At 64.7% G+C, this 18334-nt stretch carries 16 protein-coding genes and 1 riboswitch; of the genes, 7 read left to right on the forward strand and 9 right to left on the reverse strand.

Annotated elements, in window-relative coordinates; all coding sequences use genetic code 11:
* The first annotated feature begins 21 nt into the window (after positions 1-21).
* Genes ACB030_RS02685 through ACB030_RS02695 form a run of 3 tightly spaced genes read left to right on the forward strand, consistent with a single transcriptional unit; the run spans position 22 to position 1297 of the window.
* A complete protein-coding gene (locus tag ACB030_RS02685) occupies positions 22-390 on the forward strand; it encodes an MmcQ/YjbR family DNA-binding protein (RefSeq protein ID WP_371157816.1) in 369 nt (122 codons plus the stop codon).
* Positions 391-398: 8 nt separating this feature from the next.
* Positions 399-938 carry a GNAT family N-acetyltransferase gene (locus tag ACB030_RS02690; protein ID WP_371157818.1) on the forward strand — a complete coding sequence of 180 codons (540 nt, stop codon included), beginning with the start codon at positions 399-401 and terminating at the stop codon, positions 936-938.
* 23 nt (positions 939-961) lie between these two features.
* A complete protein-coding gene (locus tag ACB030_RS02695) occupies positions 962-1297 on the forward strand; it encodes a DUF3802 family protein (RefSeq protein WP_371157937.1) in 336 nt (111 codons plus the stop codon).
* Positions 1298-1574: 277 nt separating this feature from the next.
* Here the strand turns inward: ACB030_RS02695 and msrA are convergent, their stop codons facing one another.
* Positions 1575-2207: a peptide-methionine (S)-S-oxide reductase MsrA gene (msrA, locus tag ACB030_RS02700; RefSeq protein WP_371157820.1), complete on the reverse strand. Its 633-nt coding sequence runs from the start codon at positions 2205-2207 to the stop codon at positions 1575-1577.
* Positions 2208-2459: 252 nt separating this feature from the next.
* Between msrA and argA the strand changes: the two genes are divergently transcribed.
* Together argA and lysC are read left to right on the forward strand one after the other, a co-directional pair.
* Complete coding sequence (gene argA / locus ACB030_RS02705; protein ID WP_025326593.1) at positions 2460-3788, forward strand: amino-acid N-acetyltransferase; 1329 nt, start codon at positions 2460-2462, stop codon at positions 3786-3788.
* A gap of 108 nt (positions 3789-3896) precedes the next feature.
* A riboswitch (Lysine riboswitch) is annotated at positions 3897-4118 on the forward strand.
* 86 nt (positions 4119-4204) lie between these two features.
* Positions 4205-5557, forward strand: a complete 1353-nt coding sequence (gene lysC, locus ACB030_RS02710; RefSeq protein ID WP_371157822.1) for a lysine-sensitive aspartokinase 3 — start codon at positions 4205-4207, stop codon at positions 5555-5557.
* Between the two features lie 138 nt (positions 5558-5695).
* On the opposite strand, the gene ACB030_RS02715 is transcribed toward lysC, so the two are convergent.
* Positions 5696-6790, reverse strand: coding sequence for a hypothetical protein (locus ACB030_RS02715; protein WP_371157823.1), 1095 nt, complete (start codon positions 6788-6790; stop codon positions 5696-5698).
* A 249-nt stretch (positions 6791-7039) separates the two neighbouring features.
* Between ACB030_RS02715 and ACB030_RS02720 the strand changes: the two genes are divergently transcribed.
* Positions 7040-9301, forward strand: a complete 2262-nt coding sequence (locus tag ACB030_RS02720; protein ID WP_371157824.1) for an LTA synthase family protein — start codon at positions 7040-7042, stop codon at positions 9299-9301.
* Between the two features lie 488 nt (positions 9302-9789).
* Here ACB030_RS02720 and ACB030_RS02725 read toward each other — a convergent pair whose 3' ends face one another.
* From ACB030_RS02725 to ACB030_RS02755, 7 genes are all read right to left on the reverse strand, one after another.
* Positions 9790-10107 carry a heavy metal-binding domain-containing protein gene (locus ACB030_RS02725; RefSeq protein WP_371157825.1) on the reverse strand — a complete coding sequence of 106 codons (318 nt, stop codon included), beginning with the start codon at positions 10105-10107 and terminating at the stop codon, positions 9790-9792.
* A gap of 226 nt (positions 10108-10333) precedes the next feature.
* A complete protein-coding gene (locus ACB030_RS02730) occupies positions 10334-11626 on the reverse strand; it encodes an NAD(P)/FAD-dependent oxidoreductase (RefSeq protein ID WP_371157826.1) in 1293 nt (430 codons plus the stop codon).
* Between the two features lie 74 nt (positions 11627-11700).
* Positions 11701-12240 carry an alpha/beta hydrolase YcfP gene (gene ycfP, locus ACB030_RS02735; protein ID WP_005331594.1) on the reverse strand — a complete coding sequence of 180 codons (540 nt, stop codon included), beginning with the start codon at positions 12238-12240 and terminating at the stop codon, positions 11701-11703.
* Between the two features lie 188 nt (positions 12241-12428).
* The gene (locus ACB030_RS02740; RefSeq protein WP_371157828.1) at positions 12429-14249 is read right to left on the reverse strand and encodes a M3 family oligoendopeptidase; all 1821 of its coding nucleotides are present in this window, start codon (positions 14247-14249) and stop codon (positions 12429-12431) included.
* Between the two features lie 205 nt (positions 14250-14454).
* Complete coding sequence (locus tag ACB030_RS02745) at positions 14455-16233, reverse strand: M3 family oligoendopeptidase (protein ID WP_371157830.1); 1779 nt, start codon at positions 16231-16233, stop codon at positions 14455-14457.
* Positions 16234-16406: 173 nt separating this feature from the next.
* Positions 16407-17321, reverse strand: a complete 915-nt coding sequence (locus tag ACB030_RS02750; protein WP_371157832.1) for a DUF808 domain-containing protein — start codon at positions 17319-17321, stop codon at positions 16407-16409.
* A 1-nt stretch (position 17322) separates the two neighbouring features.
* Positions 17323-17463: a hypothetical protein gene (locus ACB030_RS02755; RefSeq protein WP_371157834.1), complete on the reverse strand. Its 141-nt coding sequence runs from the start codon at positions 17461-17463 to the stop codon at positions 17323-17325.
* A 211-nt stretch (positions 17464-17674) separates the two neighbouring features.
* On the opposite strand from ACB030_RS02755, the gene ACB030_RS02760 reads away from it, so the two are divergent.
* On the forward strand, positions 17675-18277 hold the full coding sequence (locus tag ACB030_RS02760) for a DUF924 family protein (RefSeq protein WP_371157836.1): 603 nt from the start codon (positions 17675-17677) through the stop codon (positions 18275-18277).
* The last annotated feature ends 57 nt before the right edge of the window (positions 18278-18334 follow it).

Below are 18334 nucleotides of genomic sequence, written 5' to 3' on the forward strand. Positions count from 1 at the left end.
CGGACCAGCATGGAGTCCTGTATGAGCCTTGCATCGTTACGTGAATTTCTGCTAAGCCAGCCCGGCGCCACCGAGGATACTCCCTTTGGCCCCGAGATCCTGGTCTATCGCATCGCCGGCAAGATGTTCGCCCTGGTGGACTGGCAGGCGGCGCCGCTCACCATCAACCTCAAGTGCGAGCCCGAGCTGGCGCTGCTGCTGCGAGAGATACACCCCGAAGTCAAACCCGGCTGGCATATGAACAAGCAGCACTGGAACACGGTGACCCTGAGCGAGAATCTGGACGCCGAGCTCTGGCAGGGCTGGATTGAACACTCCTACCAGCGGGTGGTGGCGGGCCTGCCCAAGGCCAAGCGGCCACAGGCGCCGGCCTCCCATTTCAAACCATGAGCCTTCCCATGTCTGACTCCCCTGCTCCGCACTCCCGCGACCCTGACCTCTATCCCGTCGTTCCCTTGGATGAGCGCCATATCCCGGCCCTGCTCACCCTGTTCGAGCAGTCGGTGCGCCGCCTGGGCCCGGAGCACTACAGCCCGGCGCAAGTGGAGCAATGGGCGCTGGGCGCCCGTCATCCGGGTCTCGCCAGCCAGTTGCGCGAACACCACGGCTGGCTCATCGAGCAGGAGGGGATCCCCCTTGGCTTTGTCACCTTAAGCGATGATGGCCACCTCAGCCTGCTCTATGTGAGCGCGGATCATCCGCGCCAGGGGCTCGGCGGCCTGCTGCTGGTGCAGGCGCTGCAGGCGGCGAGCCAGCTGGGTCTGCACAGCCTAACCACAGAGGCCAGCGCCTTCAGCCTCGCGCTCTTTCTGCGCCACGGCTTCGAGCAGGCCGGATTGGAAACCGTGGAGCGCGGCGGGGTCAGTTTTGTCCGCCATCGCCTCTACTGCCGCTTGCCAAGCCAGGGCCAGCCACTAAAATACCCCCCATTTCCCTAAAGCGATGAATGAAGGCAGCCATCATGGTGGTAGAGAGCGACGGTTATATTGCGCTGATCGAGTATCTGGTAGAGAGTCTGGGCCTGTTCGAGAGCCAGCAGCAGGGCACGGGCTCCCAGACCATAGAGGATCTGGTGAGCAACCGGGTGGCAGGCAACCTCATGGCCATCTGCGAGCAGAACCCCCAGCTCGACCCCAAGGTGCGTTTCATGATCATGCAGGAGGCCGACGCCGTGGTGGCCGATCTGGAGGAGGTGCTCTCCGCCGTCTGGCTGCGGGCGCCCACCCCGGCCCAGCACGCCTTCCTCGATGAGTTCATCGATCTCATCAAGAACCTGTTCGACAGCACCATCGGCTAGTCCCCTCCCCCGCGGCCGCAGGGCCCGCCAAAGATCCGCAATGAAAAGGGCCGCCTCAACGGGCAGCCCTGCTTGCTATCACTTCCGATTCATCGCGCTTGTCAGTTGAATGAATATCGAGGCAAGAAATGTGTCTGGTCTTGGCTGCCGTCCATGGTAGCTACCCTGTTAGTCTGCCGAGGTTAGGTTAAGTTCCCGGCCAGGACGTTTTTTTTAATATTTCTTTCAAAAAAACGAAACAGGGGCCTAATGGCCCCTGTTTTATCCAGGCTGCGCCTCAGCGGTTCAGGCTGGGGGGCAGGCAGACGCCAATGCCCCCCAGTCCGCAATAGCCTTCCGGGTTCTTCTCCAGATATTGCTGATGGTAATCCTCGGCGTAGTAGAAGGGCGCCAGCGGCAGGATCCGGGTGGTGATGGCGCGGGCGTCGCCGCTCGCCATCATGGCCTGCTGGTAGGCCGCCAGGCTCTGCTGGGCGATGGCCTCCTGGGTTTCATCCCCATAGAAGATCACCGAGCGGTACTGGGTGCCGATGTCGCCGCCCTGGCGCATGCCCTGGGCCGGATCGTGCTGCTCCCAGAACAGCTTGAGCAGATCGCCATAGCTGATGACCGCAGGATCGAACACCACCTGCACCGTCTCCGCATGACCGGTCAGGCCGCTGCACACCTCCTTGTAGGTGGGGTTGGGCGTCAAGCCCCCCTGATAACCGGCGGCGGTGGAATAGACGCCGGGCTGCTGCCAGAACAGGCGCTCCACACCCCAGAAACAGCCCATGCCAAACCAGGCCAGCTCCATCCCCTCGGGCCAGGGGCCCTGGGTCGGGTGGCCGTTGACGGCATGCTGCTGGCCGATCGCCAGCGCTTCCCGTCGTCCCGGCAGGGCCTCTGCCGGTGAAATAATCTGCTCCATATGCCCTGTCCTTGAATAAAATCCCGCGCGAGGCGGCTGACGAAAAGGAACCCCGAAGATAACAGGTTATGAGCCCGGATCAACCAAGGCGGCCCCTTCAGCGGGCTGACCGCCGCCCGGCTCGCCCAGGCGCAGGGCGTCTGCGGCTGGTCAAAATGGCGGCACAAAACAGCCAAACCAATATTTAGTCTTGATTTGTGAATTTATTTTCATATATTGGGCAAATTGCTGCTTTTTTATGGAACGAAACACGTGCGTGAACGCGAACCCAGCCTGGTCCATGCCTTTCGGCAATCCACCCCCTATGTCAACGTGCACCGGGGTGCCACCTTCGTGCTGATGATGGGCGGGGAAGCCATCTGTCACCCCAACTTTGCCAACATAGTGAGCGACATCGCCCTGCTGCAGACGCTCGGCATTCGCCTGGTGCTGGTGTTCGGCTCGCGTCCGCAAAACGACGAGGCGCTGGCCCGTGCCGGTATCGAGGCCCAGTACCACAGACGAATTCGGGTCACCGACGATCAGAGCTTCGCCATCATCAAGCAGGTGTGCGGCGGTCTGCAATACGACATCACCGCCCAGCTCTCCATGGGACTGGCCAACACCCCCATGCAGGGGGCGCGCATCAGCGTGGTGAGCGGCAACTTCGTCACCGCCCAGCCGCTGGGGGTAGAAGATGGCATCGACTACTGCCACAGCGGCCGGGTGCGGCGCATCGACGTGGAGGGGATCACCCGCCAGCTGGATCAGCATGGTCTGGTGCTCATCTCCCCCATCGGCTGCTCGGTCACCGGCGAGAGCTTCAACCTGAGCTCGGAAGAGGTGGCGCGCCGGGTGGCGGTGGATCTCAAGGCGGACAAGCTCATCTGCTTCAGCAGCACCCAGGGGGTGATGAACCGGCAGGGCGTGGCCATCTCCGAACTCTTCCCCGAGCAGGCCGAAGAGCTGCTGGTGGAGCTGGAGCAGGCGGGCGAGGAGATGTCCGGCACCGCCCGCTACCTGCGCGCGGCCATCGCCTCCTGCCGGGGCGGCGTGCCGCGCTCCCACCTGGTGAGCTATCAGGATGACGGCGCCATGCTGCAGGAGCTGTTCAGCCGCGAGGGGCTCGGCACCCAGATAGTGCGCGAAAGCGCCGAGCGGGCGCGGGCCGCCACCATCGAAGACATCGGCGGCATCCTGGATCTCATCCGGCCGCTGGAGGAGGAAGGCATACTGGTGCGCCGCTCCCGCGAGCAGCTGGAGATGGAGATAGACAAGTTCACCATCATAGAGCGCGATGGCCTCATCATCGGCTGCGCGGCGCTCTACTGCTTCATGGAAGAGGCGATGGCCGAGATGGCCTGCGTCGCCATCCACCCCGAGTACCGCAACTCCAACCGGGGGGATCAGCTGGTGGCCAAGGTGGCCGAGCGGGCCAAGCGGCTCGGCATCCGCCGCCTGTTCGTGCTCACTACCCGCTCCATCCACTGGTTCCGGGAGCGGGGCTTCGATCCCCTGGAGGTGGAAGATCTGCCGGTGGCGCGTCAGCGCCTCTACAACTGGCAGCGCCGCTCCAAGGTTTTGTCCAAGACCATTTCGTAACTGATTGATCTTGTGCCTGGTTGTTGCCAATTGTGTACTTTTTTACAAACTCGATTGACAGTGCAATCCAGTGCAGGGTATTTCTACATGCACGCCACCTTCCAGGGTGGCACCAGAAGAGGAGCGCTGCCCAGGCAGCCCAAGGGAGGACACCAGAGTCCGGTGAACTTGGGTCAGGGGGAGCAGCGCCGAGACGAGTGAGGCAACTGGATACCTCAACGTCGGCTGCGGGGGCTGAATCCCCCGGGTTGTCATCGGTCGTGTGCATCCCACAGGCATCCAGCAGGATCCTTGTGGGATGGGCACCGCGGATGGAGTGCTTCTGGCCGGGATCCTCGCGTTTTCCTGCCATTTATCGCCTCCTCCTCTCTTTTGCCCGATGAAACCGGATTTTCACCTTGAGACAGGAGTATGCAATGAACCCGATCAACGTCGCCAAGTTTGGCGGAACCAGTGTCGCCGATGCCGCGGCCATGAACCATTGCGCCGACGTGGTGCTGGCCAATCCGGCGACCCGGGTAGTGGTACTGAGCGCCAGCGCCGGGGTCACCAACCTGCTGGTGAGCCTGGCCCAGGGTGAACTGGACGAAGCCGGGCAGGATGCCCAGCTCGACAAGCTGACCGGGATCCAGCAGGCCATACTGACGGCGCTCGGCAACCCGGGGGAAGTGAGCGCGCTCATTCACGCCCAGCTTGGCGACATTCGCACCATGGCCCGCCAGGCCTGCCAGCACACGGATGCCGAACTGGCAGACCGCCTCATCGCCTGCGGCGAGCTGATGTCCACCCGCCTCTTCACCGAGCTGCTGCACCAGCGGGGCATCAAGGCCTGCTGGCAGGACGCACGCCAGCTGCTGCGCACCGACAGCCGCTTTGGCAAGGCCACCGTGGATCTCGCCGCCACCCGCACCCTCTGCCAGGCCACCCTGGGCCCCCTGCTGGGTGACAGCCTAATCATCACCCAGGGCTTCATCGGCGCCGACGCCGATGGCCGCACCACTACCCTCGGCCGGGGCGGCTCCGACTACAGCGCGGCCCTGCTCGCCGAGGCGCTGGACGCAGGCAGCATAGAGATCTGGACAGACGTGCCCGGCATCTACACCACGGATCCGCGCCTGGTCACCCGGGCCCGCCCCATCCCGGAAATCAGCTTCGTGGAGGCGGCCGAGATGGCCACCTTCGGCGCCAAGGTGCTGCACCCTGCCACCCTGCAACCCGCACTGCGCCAGGACATTCCGGTGTTCGTCGGCGCAGCCCGGGATCCCGCGGCCGGTGGCACCTGGATCCGCGCCAGCACCGAGACCAGCCCGCTGTTTCGCGCCGTGGCCCTGCGCCGCCAGCAGGTACTGGTCACCCTGCACAGCCTCAACATGTTCCACGCCTACGGCTTTTTGGCGGAGGTATTCGGCATCCTGGCCCGTCACCGCATCTCGGTGGACCTCATCACCACCTCGGAGGTGAGTGTCTCCCTGACCCTGGATCACACCGGCAGCCAGAGCAACGGCGAGCCCATCCTGGGCGACAAGGTGCTGGCGGAGCTCGGCCAGCTGTGCAAGGTGGAGGTGGAGACCGACTTCGCGCTGGTGGCCCTGATTGGCAACCGCATGAGCGAGGCCGCCGGGGTGGGCAGCCGGGTGTTCGACGCCATTCGCGAGCACAATATCCGGATGATCTGCTATGGCGCCAGCGCCCACAACCTCTGCTTCCTGGTCAAGGAGAGCGAGGCGGGCAACATAGTCAATCGCCTCCATCAGGAGCTGCTCGACTGAGCCTGAGTGAAACCATGGCAGGCCCCTCTTCTCTTGCGGCAGAAGGGTCGGTATCAGGGGAAGGCCATGGCGCCAGAGCCGATACCAACGAAGAGGGGCGCCGATGCGCCCCTCTCGTCATTCTGTTAACCCCTCATGTCAGCGCGCAGGCTGGCTGGTCCGGGTCGGCAACAGGTTGGCCCGGATCTGCTCGCGCAGCGCCCCCAGCCGCTGCAACAGCGCAGCCTGGCTGAGCCCCGCCTCGTCAAATCCCAGGTTATCGGCCAGCGCCGGGAAGTGATCCCGCACCGCCTGCTCCAGCCAGTCGAGGCGGCGCAGGGTCATGGGGCCGCAGCTCTTGCCGCTGAGATCGTCCGCAATGTCGAGCCGGTGGCTGCGATACATGTCGCGCCACCAGTTGGCGGCGAGCGCCTGCTCGCTTGCCAGCGCCGCACTCCACTCCCCCACCAGCCCCTGCATCCGGGCCAGCACGGGGGCGCTGGCCCCCTCCCGTGACAGATATTGCAACTCCCCCTTCGCCCAGGCGAGGCAGAGCGCGCGCCAGTGGCGAAACAGCGGCAGGGGGTCTGCCTCCTCCAGCCAGAGCCCCGACAGGGTACGGGTCTCCAGCCGCTCAGGCACATGAAATTCAGGGTCGCTCAGGCCATTGGAGTTGAACTCGTGCAGGGGATCGAAGGGCCACATGTAGCCAAAGTCGAACACCGAGATCTGCTGGCCGTCGTCGAGCAGGTTGCCCGGACTCGGATCCCAGTCAAACCAGCCCCAGCGGGCCAGCTCGGCCTCCACCGCCAGCATCTGCGCCAGGTTGCGTTCACTCAGCCTGCGCACCGGCTCTCCCCGCAGCCAGGGAGAGATCAGCACCCCGGTGCGGGCGGAGCCGAAGCTGGTGCAGACCACGTTGGAGAGGATGGTGGGGTGCAATTCGCGCAGGCTCTCTATCTCCCGGCGCCGCTCCAGCTCGGTGAGAAAGGCGGTCTTGCCGTCGACGTTGGCCACCAGGGAGTCTGGCCGGCAGCGCTTCAGGCACCAGTGGTGGCCCTCCACCTTGAGGTGGAACACCTCGGCGGTGAGCCCCTGACCATAGACCTTGACGACGGCCGGGTGATCCTCGGTCAGCCTTGTCAGCTGGGCCAGGGGCAGGGGACAGTCTCGCTCACGCCCGATCCGGATCTCGTCCCCGTTCTCCAGCATCTGGAGCAATCTTGCCTGACGTGCCGCAACCTTGGGATTCATACATGTACCTCCAACCGTTACTGAGAGACTAAACAGCGCCCCCCTCCCAGACCAGCGGCAAAGGCCCATGATGACGCTTTCATCACAGAATGAGTGCCCCTCCCGGATCGGGATCACAATTTGCACGCCCAGACCGTCACCCAATATTCATCCCGTCGTCATTAAATTGACATCAAGGAACAAGCCCCTCACCATCGGGTCAAAATAGATGCAGCGTTGCTGCCCTGCCCGCTCCAAGGATGAGCCTCTATGAATGCCCCTGTCTGTGATCGCTCCCCCTCTTCCTCCCAATCTCTGGCCGGGTGGTTGTTCGGTCTGCTGATCGCCCTGCTGTTGCTGACCCTGGCCCTGCCGCTGCTCAATCCCGCCGGCTGGCTCGGGCAGGCACAGCCGCTGATCCTGGGGCCCGCCGATCAGCCCATCGCCACCCTCAGCCGCCACAGCCTGCTCTACAAGAGCGACAGTCGCGGCCTCTATCTGGTGGTGCGCAGCCAGTGGCAACTGCTCAAGCCGCTGCAGGCGGGGGACAAGGTGCGGGTGGAGCTGCTCAACGACAAGGGCATTCGCATCGATCAGCTGAGCCAGGCGGTGGAGAAACGCCAGAAGTGTCGCCAGAGCCGCTGCACCCTGGATCTCAACAGCGCCCTGCGCGCCCCCGACGACGCCCTCGACAGCCGCTATCAGCTGCGGATCGGCCTGCTACTGGCGGACAGGCCCGAGAGCGCCGAATACAGCCAGATCCTGCAGACCCTGCCGGAGCGCGGCTTCAATCTTGTCTACCTGATGACCAGCCTGCTGCTGGTGCTGCTGGTGAGCGCCGCCGTGCTCAGGGGGTTGATGCCGCGGCTGCGCCGCAGCTACCGCTCCCGGGTGCTGGGCAGCCTGCTGCTCGGCAACCTCACCTTCGTGCTGCTGCACGGCTTCGTGGTGTTCAAGCTGGGGGAGTTTCTGCTCTGGTCGGGCTTTAGGCCCGAGCACTACTACCTCGCCTGGGGCAGCATGGTGCTGGGCTGGAGCCTCTGCGCCCTGGCGGGCTTCAACCTCTATATGGGGCTGGTCTTTACGGCGCTTTCGGGCATAGGCCTCTTGGCGAACTTCATGAAGATTGCCATCTACGGGGTGCCGCTTGGGGGGGACGATCTCGGCAACCTGCTGGCCCTGCTGCACATACTGCTCGATCAGCACCCCGTGCTGCCGGTGCTGGCCGTGCTGGGGCTCTTGTTCCTGTGCTGGCGCTTTGCCCTGTCGCGCTGGATCCTGCGCACGGCCGCCGCCACCGCCGCCTTCTTCGCGCTCTGCGTGTTCGCCACCCAGACCGGCAACAAGCTGCTCGGGGCCAACATCCGCTACGTGGACAGGGCGGTCAACTATCACAGGGACATCATCCGCGCCGGCCCCGGCCTCTACCTGTTCAACCTGGTGGACGAGATGCTGCAAAGCGGCAACATCTTCCGCTACCCCCTGCAGATCAACGAGCGCACCCCCGAGCTCAGCCAGCCGGCCCCGGGCCAGCCGCCCCGCTTCGATCTGGTGATAGTGCTGCAATATGAGTCCCTCTGGCTCGACTGGCAGGGCAAGATCTGCGCCCCCGCCCCCACCCTCTCTCTGCCCGCCGGCGTGGCCCAGTGGCACAAGACCATCCACTCCCCCACCACAGGGGGCATGACGGTGCTGGCGGAGTTCGAGATGAATACCGGCCTGCCGGTGGGCCTGCTCAAGCAGGGGGTGGTGCCCTACTACTACCTCTCGGACAAGGTGCCCGGCCTTGCCCAAAGCGCCAGGCAGAACGGCTACCAGACCCTGTTCGCCCACCCCTATGTGGAGAAGTTCTGGGGCCGCGCCAAGGCTATTCCGGCGCTCGGCTACCAGGAGCGCTGGTTCGACACCCGCTTCACCACCCTGGAACACAAGGGACTCTACATCTCCGACGACGCCCTCATCGATCACCTGCTCAGGCGCAGCGAGCAGGATGACAAGCCGCTGTTCGCCTACGCGGTCACCATGCAGGGGCACGGCCCCTTCGACGGGGATCGCTATCGGGCCCAGCAGCTCGATCGGGCCTGCCCGGATCAGAGCCCGGCGGACAGGCAGTTGCTCAACACCTACTACACCGGGGTGGTGGACGCCATGGCCTCCCTGGAGCGGTTGCTCAAGACCCTGGATCGCTCCGGCAAGCGCTACCTGGTGGTGGCCTTCGGGGATCACCAGCCCTTCCTGATGTCGGCGGGCAAGAACATCCATGGCGCCAAGCCGCCCCGGGATGCCCCCTACCAGATCCCCATGATGGCCTTCACCCGCAACGATGGCGCCATCACGCTCGATCGCCAGTTCGCCCCGGTGCGCCAGCTCTACCAGATGGGACAGGCCACCCGAGCGCTGCTGGCAGGGGATCTCACCCCCATAGAGGACAAGCCCGTGCTCCATCCGGTGCTGGGGGAGGAGAAGGGCTTCGACCCCTCCCCCCTGGTGCCGCAGATCCGCGCCAGCTTCCGGGCCGATGCCCTGCCCTGAGATCAATTAACATTTAAGAGACGGGGGCCGCAGATCCTTGCAACACCTTCCGGGCCTATGCCCTGCCCTGAGATCAATAAACATTTAAGAGACGGGGGCCGCAGATCCTTGCAATACCTTCAGGGCCGATGCCCTGCCCTGATCCTGCCCGATAGCAACAACAAAGAGGCCGCAACTGCGGCCTCTTTGCATGAAACGGGACATAAGGGCTGAACCTGCTGACGCCAGGTGTTTTCATCCCGGCAAGGGCTCGCAGGCACCGGGCAGGCCGTTTTTTGTTTAGAGAAATCAAACGACATAACCAGGTCGGATAGAAAAAGTAAACAATATTCCCGGCCCGGGGCCTTCCCCTCATCCCCAACCCTTCTCCCGCAAGGGGAGAAGGGTGAATCGCCCCCCATACCCTAGGGGGCCGCGCCCAATAAAGAAGCCGACCTCGGGGTCGGCTTGCTGCGTGCCGTCACAGGCGGCCAGGGGGCAAAGGCGAGCTAGATCACCACGGCGGTGCCGCTGATGCTGACCATCAGCATGCTGCCGTTCTGGCCCACCACCTCGTAGTCGATGTCGATGCCGACCACGGCGTTGGCCCCTAGCGCGGCGGCGCGCTCCTTGAGCTCCTCGAAGGCGATCTCCCGGGCCCGGGCCAGCTCCTTTTCGTAGGCGCCGGAGCGGCCACCTATGATGTCGCGGATGCCGGCGAACAGGTCCTTGAAGATGTTGGCACCCAGGATGGCTTCACCCACGACTATGCCGCGGTATTCACGAATGGCCTTGCCTTCCAGGGTGGGGGTGGTTGAGAGGATCATCTTGCGCTCCTTGGGGTGAAAATGGGCTCCAGACTACCCCAAAGCGGGGCAGGACAACATCCTCTATCGCAAATAACCGGCCAGGGGGACGGGCAGGCAGGGGCCGATCTCCCCGCCCCGCTTCCAGCGGCGCTTGCCGGGTCGCGGTCGTCAAAAACGGCCATAAAAAAGGAGAGGCGAGCCTCTCCTTGTCGTTTGTCTTGTGCTTGCCACTCAAGGCACAGGCTTAGTGCAGCTTCATGCTCGGGCGCAGCACCCGGTTGATGCGGCCCACCAGCATGATGAGGCCGGTCTTGATGTAGCCGTGCAGGGCGACCTGGTGCATACGGTAGAGGGAGATGTAGACGATGCGGGCGATGTAACCTTCCACCATCATGGAGCCGCGCATCAGGTTGCCCATCAGGCTGCCCACGGTGGAGAAGCGGCTCAAAGAGACCAGGGAGCCGTGGTCATGGTAGAGGTAGGGCTTCATCTCGCCGCCGTTCATCTTGGCCAGGATGTTCTTGAACGCCTGGGTCGCCATCTGGTGGGCGGACTGGGCGCGGGGCGGCACGAACTTGCCGTCCGGCTGCGGGCAGGCGGCGCAGTCGCCGATGACGAAGATGTTCTCGTCACGGGTGGTCTGCAGGGTCTCTTTGACCACCAGCTGGTTGATGCGGTTGGTCTCGAGGCCGGCGATCTCCTTCATGAAGTCCGGTGCCTTGATGCCCGCGGCCCACACCATGAGGTCTGCTTCAATCAGCTCCCCATCCTTGGTGTGCAGCCCATCGCTAGTGGCTTCGGTGATCATGGTGGCGGTGCGCACGTCCACACCCAGCTTGACCAGCTCCTGATGGGCGGAGCCGCTGATGCGCTCCGGCAGGGCCGGCAGGATGCGGGGGCCCGCCTCCACCAGTGTCACCTTGAGGCTGTCGGTGGTGAGGTTCTTGAAGCCGTAGGCGTAGAGCTGCTCCACAGCATTGTAGAGCTCGGCGGAGAGTTCGACGCCGGTGGCACCGCCACCGACGATGGCGATCTTCACCTTGTCACCGGGCTGGTATTCGGTGGCGAACTGCAGGAAGCGGTTCATCATGCTGTTGTAGAAGCGGTGCGCCTGGGAGGGGCTGTCCAGGAAGATGCAGTGATCCTTGATGCCCTTGGTGTTGAAGTCGTTGGACACAGAACCTATGGCCATCACCAGCATGTCGTAAGGCAGTTCCCGCTCGTTGACCACCAGGGCGCCGCTCTCGTCATGGATAGGCGCCAGCACGATGCGTTTCTCGTCGCGCTTGATGTCGGTCAGGCTGCCGAGCTGGAATTCGAAGCCGTGGTTCTTGGCGTGGGACTGGTAGCTCAGGGCGTCGATGCCCGCATCCATGGAGCCGGTGGCCACTTCGTGCAGCAGGGGCTTCCACAGGTGGGTGCGGTTGCGATCCACCAGGGTGATCCTGGCCTTGTTCTTCTTGCCCAGCTTGCGGCCCAGGCTGGTCGCAAGCTCCAGACCGCCGGCGCCACCGCCTACAACGACAATATTCATCATGATGATTTTCCTTGGTTCCTCAAAACGAAAGGGAGCCATTGGCTCCCTAAAACGAAATCGGTTGACGTGATGGCTCAGGCTTCTTTGAAGGCCTTCATCCGTTGCAGATGGTGCGAGATGTTCTTGAACTTATGGGTCTCGCGCTCATCCCATACGATGTCGTAATAGTTCTTCAATTCACGTTCAGTGTCCCGATTATCGCGGATTTCATCCTGAACGGAAAGGATGCACAGGCAGTTTCCTGAATTTTTATTACGAAATTCGGTTACACACTTGGTGCCGATGTCCTCGTACTCTTCCGGCCTGTCGATCTTGCCCTGCATGTTCTCTTCCGGGTGCAGGTTGGGGTTGAAGACCACCTGTTTGATGCCGCACAGAAACCCGATCCGCTCGCTCCAGTAGCCGCCGAGCCCTACCCCGCAGATGAGGGGCTTGGGGTCTGTGCTCATGTCGAGCTGCTTCTTCACCTCCTTGAGCAGGTGGCTCATGTCGTGGCGGGGGTGCACCGTGCTGTAGTGAACGAAGCGCACATCATCATCGATAAACTGCAACTGCAGCACTTTCTCATGATTGCCGGGGCTGGTGGCATCGAAGCCATGCAGATAGATGATCATGGATAAGACCTCAAGAACTGTGTCGGTTCTATCGAAACTACCCCAGCGAACCGCAGAGGCGCCACCAAAACATCGCACTTTCTTGCTTTGGATCACGCCCCCCGCCGCCGGAAAATCCTTTTCCCACTCCCTTTGGGCGCATTCGGCAGGGGAAAAGGGGCTCCAGGCCCCTGACGCGGCGCCCGGCCTCAGCTCTGGGTCTGCTCGAAGCGATCCACCGCCGCCGCCACCAGCGCCAGGCTCCCCTGCCAGAAGGCCGCCTCGCGAATGTCCTGCCCAAGGTGTTTTGCGACCAGATCCTCGGCGCTCATGCGGCCAGTGTCTCGCAGCAGGGCGCGATAGGCCTGTGCCACATCCTGCTCGCCCGCGGCCTGACGGCTTATCAGCTGCTGATAGACCCCGAGGCTGAACAGGTAGCCAAAGAGGTAGGGGTAGTTGTAGAAACCGAACCCCGCGATGGAGAAGTGCGCCTTGGCGGCCCAGAACATGGGGTGATAGCGGCCAAGGCTCTTCTCATACCAGCGCCCCCAGGCCTCGTCGGTGAGCGCCTTGAGCCGGGCCGATGACACATAGCCCTGCTCGCGCTCGGCCACCAGGGCCTGCTCGAAGTCAAAGCGGGCCGGGATGTTGACCAGGAAGGTGGCGGCGCCGTCGGCTTCCGCCCAGGCGATGGCCTGGCGCTCCTCGGCGCTTCGGGCCTGCTCGAACAGGGCGCTGCGCACCAGCGTCTCGGCGAAGATGGAGGCGGTCTCGGCGAGCGTCATGGGGTAGCTGCGCTGGCTCATGGGCAAGTCCCGGATGAGCCAGTTGTGCCAGGCGTGCCCCAGCTCGTGAGCCAGCGTGATGACGTTGTCCATGGTGCCGGCATAGGTGATGAAGACCCGCGGCTCCACCGGATCGGCAAACTTGGTGCAGTAGGCCCCGGTGCGCCGGTTCGGGGTGGGGGCGGCGTCAATCCAGCCGCGCTCGGCCATCATGCGGGCGAACGCCCCCATCTCGGGATCGAACCCGGTGAAGGCCAGGGCGATGATCTCGATCGCCTCCTCGAACGGGATGCTGCGGTGGCTGCTCGCCGGGGGCGGCGCGAACAGATCCTCCGGCCCCAGCTCCTCGATGCCGAGCCGCCGGGCCATCAGCCCCAGGGCCCGCTGGCCCAGATGGCGCGCCTGCCAGGTCTCCTGCATCAGGGTATCCAGGGTCGCCCGCTCGATGTGGCTCTGGTGGCAGGAGAGATCCAGGGCATCCAGGGTCCGCACCCTGCCGCGCTGGCGCGAGAGCTCCAGGCGCCAGCCGTTGAGGGCGTTGAGGATGGCGGCCACCGTCTCCTGCTCCCCCTCCCAGCCGGCGCTGATGGCGTCGAAGGCCTCTTTGCGCAGGGCCCCATCCGGGCTGGAGAGCAGGTTGCTCGCCTCCGCCAGCCCCCGCTCCTGGCCGGCGACCTGCACCCGGATCTTGCCCACCAGATCGTTGTAGAGGTTGCCCCAGGCGTGCAGGCCGTCGGTGCCAAGGCCGATGACCAGCTGCTCCGCCTCCACCGGCAGCCGTTGATCCTGCAGGCAGCGCTCGTGGCGCAGCCGATACTCCTCCTCCCCGAGCAGGGGATCCTGCATCAGCGCCCCGAACTCGGCCTCGGGCAGCCCCAGCATCAGATCTTCGATGGGCGCCAGCGTCTTGAACAGGTCCGCATTGAGGGCCCGGGCCCGGGAGGCCAGCTGCTTGGCCAGGGGATCCCTGGCGTCCTGGCTCCCCGTGCAGGCCGCCAGCACGGCGATATTCCAGCCTATTTCGCGGATGCGACGGGCCCGCAGCCGCACCTCTCGTAAGCCATCCCGCAAGCCATCCTGCAGGGCGGCGCCCTGATCACGCAGCGGGCCCAGGCCGTCGATAAAGACCGCCAGCTCGGCGAGGCTGGCGCGGGCCAGGCTCATGTCCGCTTCCAGTACGCTGCTGTCGAGGGAGGGGTAGATGTGCTGATTTTGCCACTGCTGTGGGTAGACTCGTTGTTGCATCGAACGCTCATTGTCAGAGACGGGTCCGGCCCGTCGTGAAACAGGGGTGGCCCCAGGGCCACGCACAGGAATACCAAGGCTGGCGGCGACACCAGCCGGATCAAACACAGGCGACTACACCAGCCGCTCGAGGCGCTCGACTGCCTCCTCCAACAGAGTGCAGGCTCTCCTGCCAGCGCTCAGGAGGACTCGCGACGACTCGCGACTACACCAGCCGCTCGAGACGGCTGACCGCCTCCTCCACAGAGCGCAGGCTCTCCTGCCAGAACGCGGGCTCGCGAATGTCGACCCCCAGGTGCTTCTCCACCAAATCCTCGGCGCTCATGCGGCCGGTGTCGGCGAGCAGCGCCCGATAGGCCGGCACGAAGTCGGCCCCAACCCGCTCCTTCTGGGCATAGAGCCCCAGGCTGAACAGGTAGCCAAACAGATAGGGGTAGTTGTAGAACCCGAACTCGGCGATGGAGAAGTGACCCTTGCTGGCCCAGAACAGCTCGTCATATTGGCTGAGGCTGTCACCATACCACTGCTGCTTCGCGGATTTCATCATGGCCCTCAGCTGGCCCGCCCCCAGATACCCCTCGGCCCGGCCTGCCACCAGCGCCCGTTCGAAGTGGAAGCGGGAGGGGATGTCGAGCAGCAGGCTCGCGACCCGCTCCCCGTCCATCCAGGCGATGGTCAGGCGCTGCTCGCGGGTCTGCGAGCGCGCGAGCAGGGCGTCCCGCACCAGGGTCTCGGCAAACAGGGAGGCGGTCTCGGCCAGCGTCATGGGGTAGTCACGCTGCTCCAGCGGCAACTCCCGCAGCAGCCAGCTGTGCCAGGCGTGGCCGAGCTCGTGGGCCAGGGTGATGACGTTGTCCATGGTGCCCTCGAAGGTGAGGAAGACCCGGGGCTCGGCGGGGTCGGCATACTCGGTGCAATAGGCGCCGCTGCGCCTGTTGTCGCTCGGCGCGGCATCTATCCAGCCCCGATCCGCCATCATGCGGACGAACTCCCCCATCTCGGGATCGAAGGCGGCGAAGGCATCGGCCACCAGGGTCAGCGCCTGTTCGAAGCCAAAGCTGGCCTGCGCCCCATAAGGCGCAGGGGCATAGAGATCCCAGGGGGCAAAATCCGTTATCCCCTGGGCGCTTGCCATGGCTTGCAGGGCCCGCCTGCCCAGCGTCTTGTGGGCCTCGGCCTGCGCCATCAGAGTCTCCAGGGTGGCGCGCTCCAGGTGCCCCTGGTGGCAGGAGAGATCCAGCGCATCGAGCCGCCGCCCCTTGCCGCGCTGGGTGGCGAGCTCGTTGCGCCAGCCGTTGATGGCATTGAGGATGGCGGCCACCGTCTCCTGCTCGCCAGCCCAGGCGGCCTGAATGCCGTGCCAGGCGCTGGCGCGCCGCGCCCTGTCCGGGTGGGCGAGCAGGTTGTCCGCCTGGGCCAGCCCCATGGGCTCCCCCGCCACCACCGGCCTGAGTCTGGCCACCAGGCTGTCGTAGAGATCCCCCCAGGCTTGCAGGCCGTCCACCGCCAATCCCTCGATCAGCTGCTCGCTCTCGAGGGAGAGAGCCTGATCCTGCAACCGGCGATCGTGGCGAATGAGGTAGGCCAGCTCGAACAGCTCGGGATCCTGCAGCAGGGCCCGCACCTGATCCTCGGGGGCATTCAGCCAGAACAGGGCCACCGGCTTGACGAGCTGGGCCAGCCTCGCCTGCAGCTGCTGGCCACGGGAGAGCAGCACCCGGGCGGCCTCGTCGCGGCCGTTGCGGCTGAGCCGGTTGTAGGCGAAGGTCTGGCTGTTCCAGGCTTGTGCTTTCACGGCATTGGCCTGACGGCGAATGGCCCGAAGCAGGTGGCGCAAGGGGTTGATGTCCCGGGTCTCCGGCAAGGCGGCCAGCAGGTTGGCGATCTCGGTCAGGCCATCTGCGGCGCGCTGGAAGTCGGCGTCGATGGCCGGGCAATCGGGGGCGGCATAGATGTGATCATCCTGCCAAAGGGTGGTGGTCATAACTGTCCTTGTCTGTTTGCGTCCATGTGGGCGTCCCGCCTCTGTGGGCAGTGACCGCCAAATAGTACGAAGGGGGCCGGCCCTTGCCTAGCCCCCATTCTGGTCAACAAACAGCAGATCCGACCTGCGACGCCCCCTGTCGGCAGGGGACGATTCCTGAGCGGCCGCCGCTGTTATTTCGCGGGAGTCAGCTTGCCCACCAGGGTCATGGCCAGCACCAGCAGCAGACCGGCCACCACCCCCACCAGGGCGCTCAGCAGGGTCGGCGTCACCGCGGCCAGCACGGCGCCCCCGGCCAGGGGGGCCAGACTGGCGGCCACCCCCTCTATGAGGTGATGGGCAAAGGGCCAGCCGTGGACCAGAATGCCGCCCCCCACCATGAACATGGCAATGGTGCCGACCAGAGCCAGCAGGTGCATCAGCCGGGGTGCCGTTACCAAGAGACCCCGCCCCACTGCCCGGCGCAGGGCGCCGGCATCCGGTTTTTGCAGCAGGTGCAGACCGATGTCGTCGAGCTTGACGATGAGCCCCACCAGGCCATAGACCCCCACCGTCATCAGCAGGGCTATGCCCGCCACCACGGCAATCTGCAGGCCCAGGCTCGAACCCTGCACTGTGCCGAGGGCGATGACGATGATCTCGGCGGAGAGGATGAAGTCGGTGCGAATGGCCCCCTTTATCTTCTGCTGCTCGAAGGCCTCCAGATCGTCCGGGATCGCCTGCGCCGACGAGGCCGTCTCGCCGCTGTCGTGGGGCAGGAACTTGTGGGCCAGCTTCTCGGCCCCCTCGAAGCAGAGGTAGGCGCCCCCCAGCATCAGCAAGGGGGTGATGAGCCAGGGGATCAGGGCGCTGATGGCGATGGCGGCAGGCACCAGGATCAGCTTGTTGCGAAACGAGCCCTTGGCCACCTTCCACACCACGGGCAGCTCCCGCTCGGCCCGCACCCCGGAGACCTGCTCCGCATTGAGGGCGAGATCGTCCCCCAGCACACCGGCGGTCTTCTTGGCCGCCATCTTGGTCATCAGGGCCACGTCATCGAGCACGCTGGCAATATCGTCGAGCAGGGCCAACAAACTGGTTCCGGCCATATCAAACATTCCTTATATCAGTGGGAAACATCGCCCCAGGCAGCACGGCGCTCTTCCTGGTCACCGCCCCGGTCATCAGGGCCAGGTCACCCGGCACGCTGGCAATATCGCCCGGCAGGGCCAACAGACTGGTTCCGGCCATATCAGGCATTCCTTATATCAGTGGGAAAATCCCCTCCGGCACCCAGGCCATCTCGCCGGGCCGATGCCGCGAGCGAGTGCCGAGCAGAGGGGGCTCCTTGTTTCAGGCAAAAGATGGCACAGTGTAACGAGAAGCCGCCCTTTCGGCAGCCCCCCATGACAGGGTCAATCGGCCTTGTTTCACCTCAAGGCCCCAGGCCCAAGGAGTACCCATGCAACCCTGGCAACCCCTGCTCGATTTCTGGTTTGGCGACGACTCAGGCGACGCCCCCCGCGCCGCCAGGCAAGCCCCCCTCTGGTGGGGCAAGATCAGCGAGACGGACGCGCTGCTGGCGCACCGCTTTGGCGAGCTGGCACAGGCCGCCGCAGAGGGGGAGCTCGCCCACTGGGCCGAGGTGCCGGTGGGCAGGCTGGCGCTGATCCTGCTGCTGGACCAGTTGCCGCGCAACCTTCATCGTGGCACCCCGGCGGCCTTTACCCAGGATACCAAGGCCCGGGATCTCTGCCTCAGGGGCCTCTCCCTTGGCGCGGACAAGGCCCTCTCCCCGCTGGCGCGGGTCTTCTTCTACCTGCCGCTGGAACATGCGGAGTCCCGGGAGCAGCAGGCCAGAAGCGTGGCCCTGTTCGAGGCGCTGGCGGCCGAGCAGGCGGACGGCCCGGCCCGGGAGACCTTCGAGGGATTCGCCGACTTCGCCCGCCGCCATCAGGTGATCATCCAGCGCTTTGGCCGCTTCCCCCATCGCAACGCCATCCTGGGGCGCACCAGCACCCCGGAGGAGGCCGAATTTTTGCAGCAACCGGGCTCCGGCTTCTAGGCCAGCCAAAGAGACAAAAAAACGGGCCCAGTGGGGCCCGTTCTGCATGCAAGGAAT

It is taken from the genome of Aeromonas sp. S16(2024) (genome assembly GCF_041403065.1).
Lineage (GTDB): Bacteria > Pseudomonadota > Gammaproteobacteria > Enterobacterales > Aeromonadaceae > Aeromonas.

Excerpts from the sequence above, each read along its gene's own strand:
- ACB030_RS02685 (WP_371157816.1), top strand. The coding sequence starts at position 22 with ATGAGCCTTGCATCGTTACGTGAATTTCTGCTAAGCCAGCCCGGCGCC.
- ACB030_RS02690 (WP_371157818.1), top strand. The coding sequence starts at position 399 with ATGTCTGACTCCCCTGCTCCGCACTCCCGCGACCCTGACCTCTATCCC.
- ACB030_RS02695 (WP_371157937.1), top strand. The coding sequence starts at position 962 with ATGGTGGTAGAGAGCGACGGTTATATTGCGCTGATCGAGTATCTGGTA.
- msrA (WP_371157820.1), bottom strand. The coding sequence starts at position 2,207 with ATGGAGCAGATTATTTCACCGGCAGAGGCCCTGCCGGGACGACGGGAA.
- lysC (WP_371157822.1), top strand. The coding sequence starts at position 4,205 with ATGAACCCGATCAACGTCGCCAAGTTTGGCGGAACCAGTGTCGCCGAT.
- ACB030_RS02715 (WP_371157823.1), bottom strand. The coding sequence starts at position 6,790 with ATGAATCCCAAGGTTGCGGCACGTCAGGCAAGATTGCTCCAGATGCTG.
- ACB030_RS02720 (WP_371157824.1), top strand. The coding sequence starts at position 7,040 with ATGAATGCCCCTGTCTGTGATCGCTCCCCCTCTTCCTCCCAATCTCTG.
- ACB030_RS02725 (WP_371157825.1), bottom strand. The coding sequence starts at position 10,107 with ATGATCCTCTCAACCACCCCCACCCTGGAAGGCAAGGCCATTCGTGAA.
- ACB030_RS02730 (WP_371157826.1), bottom strand. The coding sequence starts at position 11,626 with ATGATGAATATTGTCGTTGTAGGCGGTGGCGCCGGCGGTCTGGAGCTT.
- ycfP (WP_005331594.1), bottom strand. The coding sequence starts at position 12,240 with ATGATCATCTATCTGCATGGCTTCGATGCCACCAGCCCCGGCAATCAT.
- ACB030_RS02740 (WP_371157828.1), bottom strand. The coding sequence starts at position 14,249 with ATGCAACAACGAGTCTACCCACAGCAGTGGCAAAATCAGCACATCTAC.
- ACB030_RS02745 (WP_371157830.1), bottom strand. The coding sequence starts at position 16,233 with ATGACCACCACCCTTTGGCAGGATGATCACATCTATGCCGCCCCCGAT.
- ACB030_RS02750 (WP_371157832.1), bottom strand. The coding sequence starts at position 17,321 with ATGGCCGGAACCAGTTTGTTGGCCCTGCTCGACGATATTGCCAGCGTG.
- ACB030_RS02755 (WP_371157834.1), bottom strand. The coding sequence starts at position 17,463 with ATGGCCGGAACCAGTCTGTTGGCCCTGCCGGGCGATATTGCCAGCGTG.
- ACB030_RS02760 (WP_371157836.1), top strand. The coding sequence starts at position 17,675 with ATGCAACCCTGGCAACCCCTGCTCGATTTCTGGTTTGGCGACGACTCA.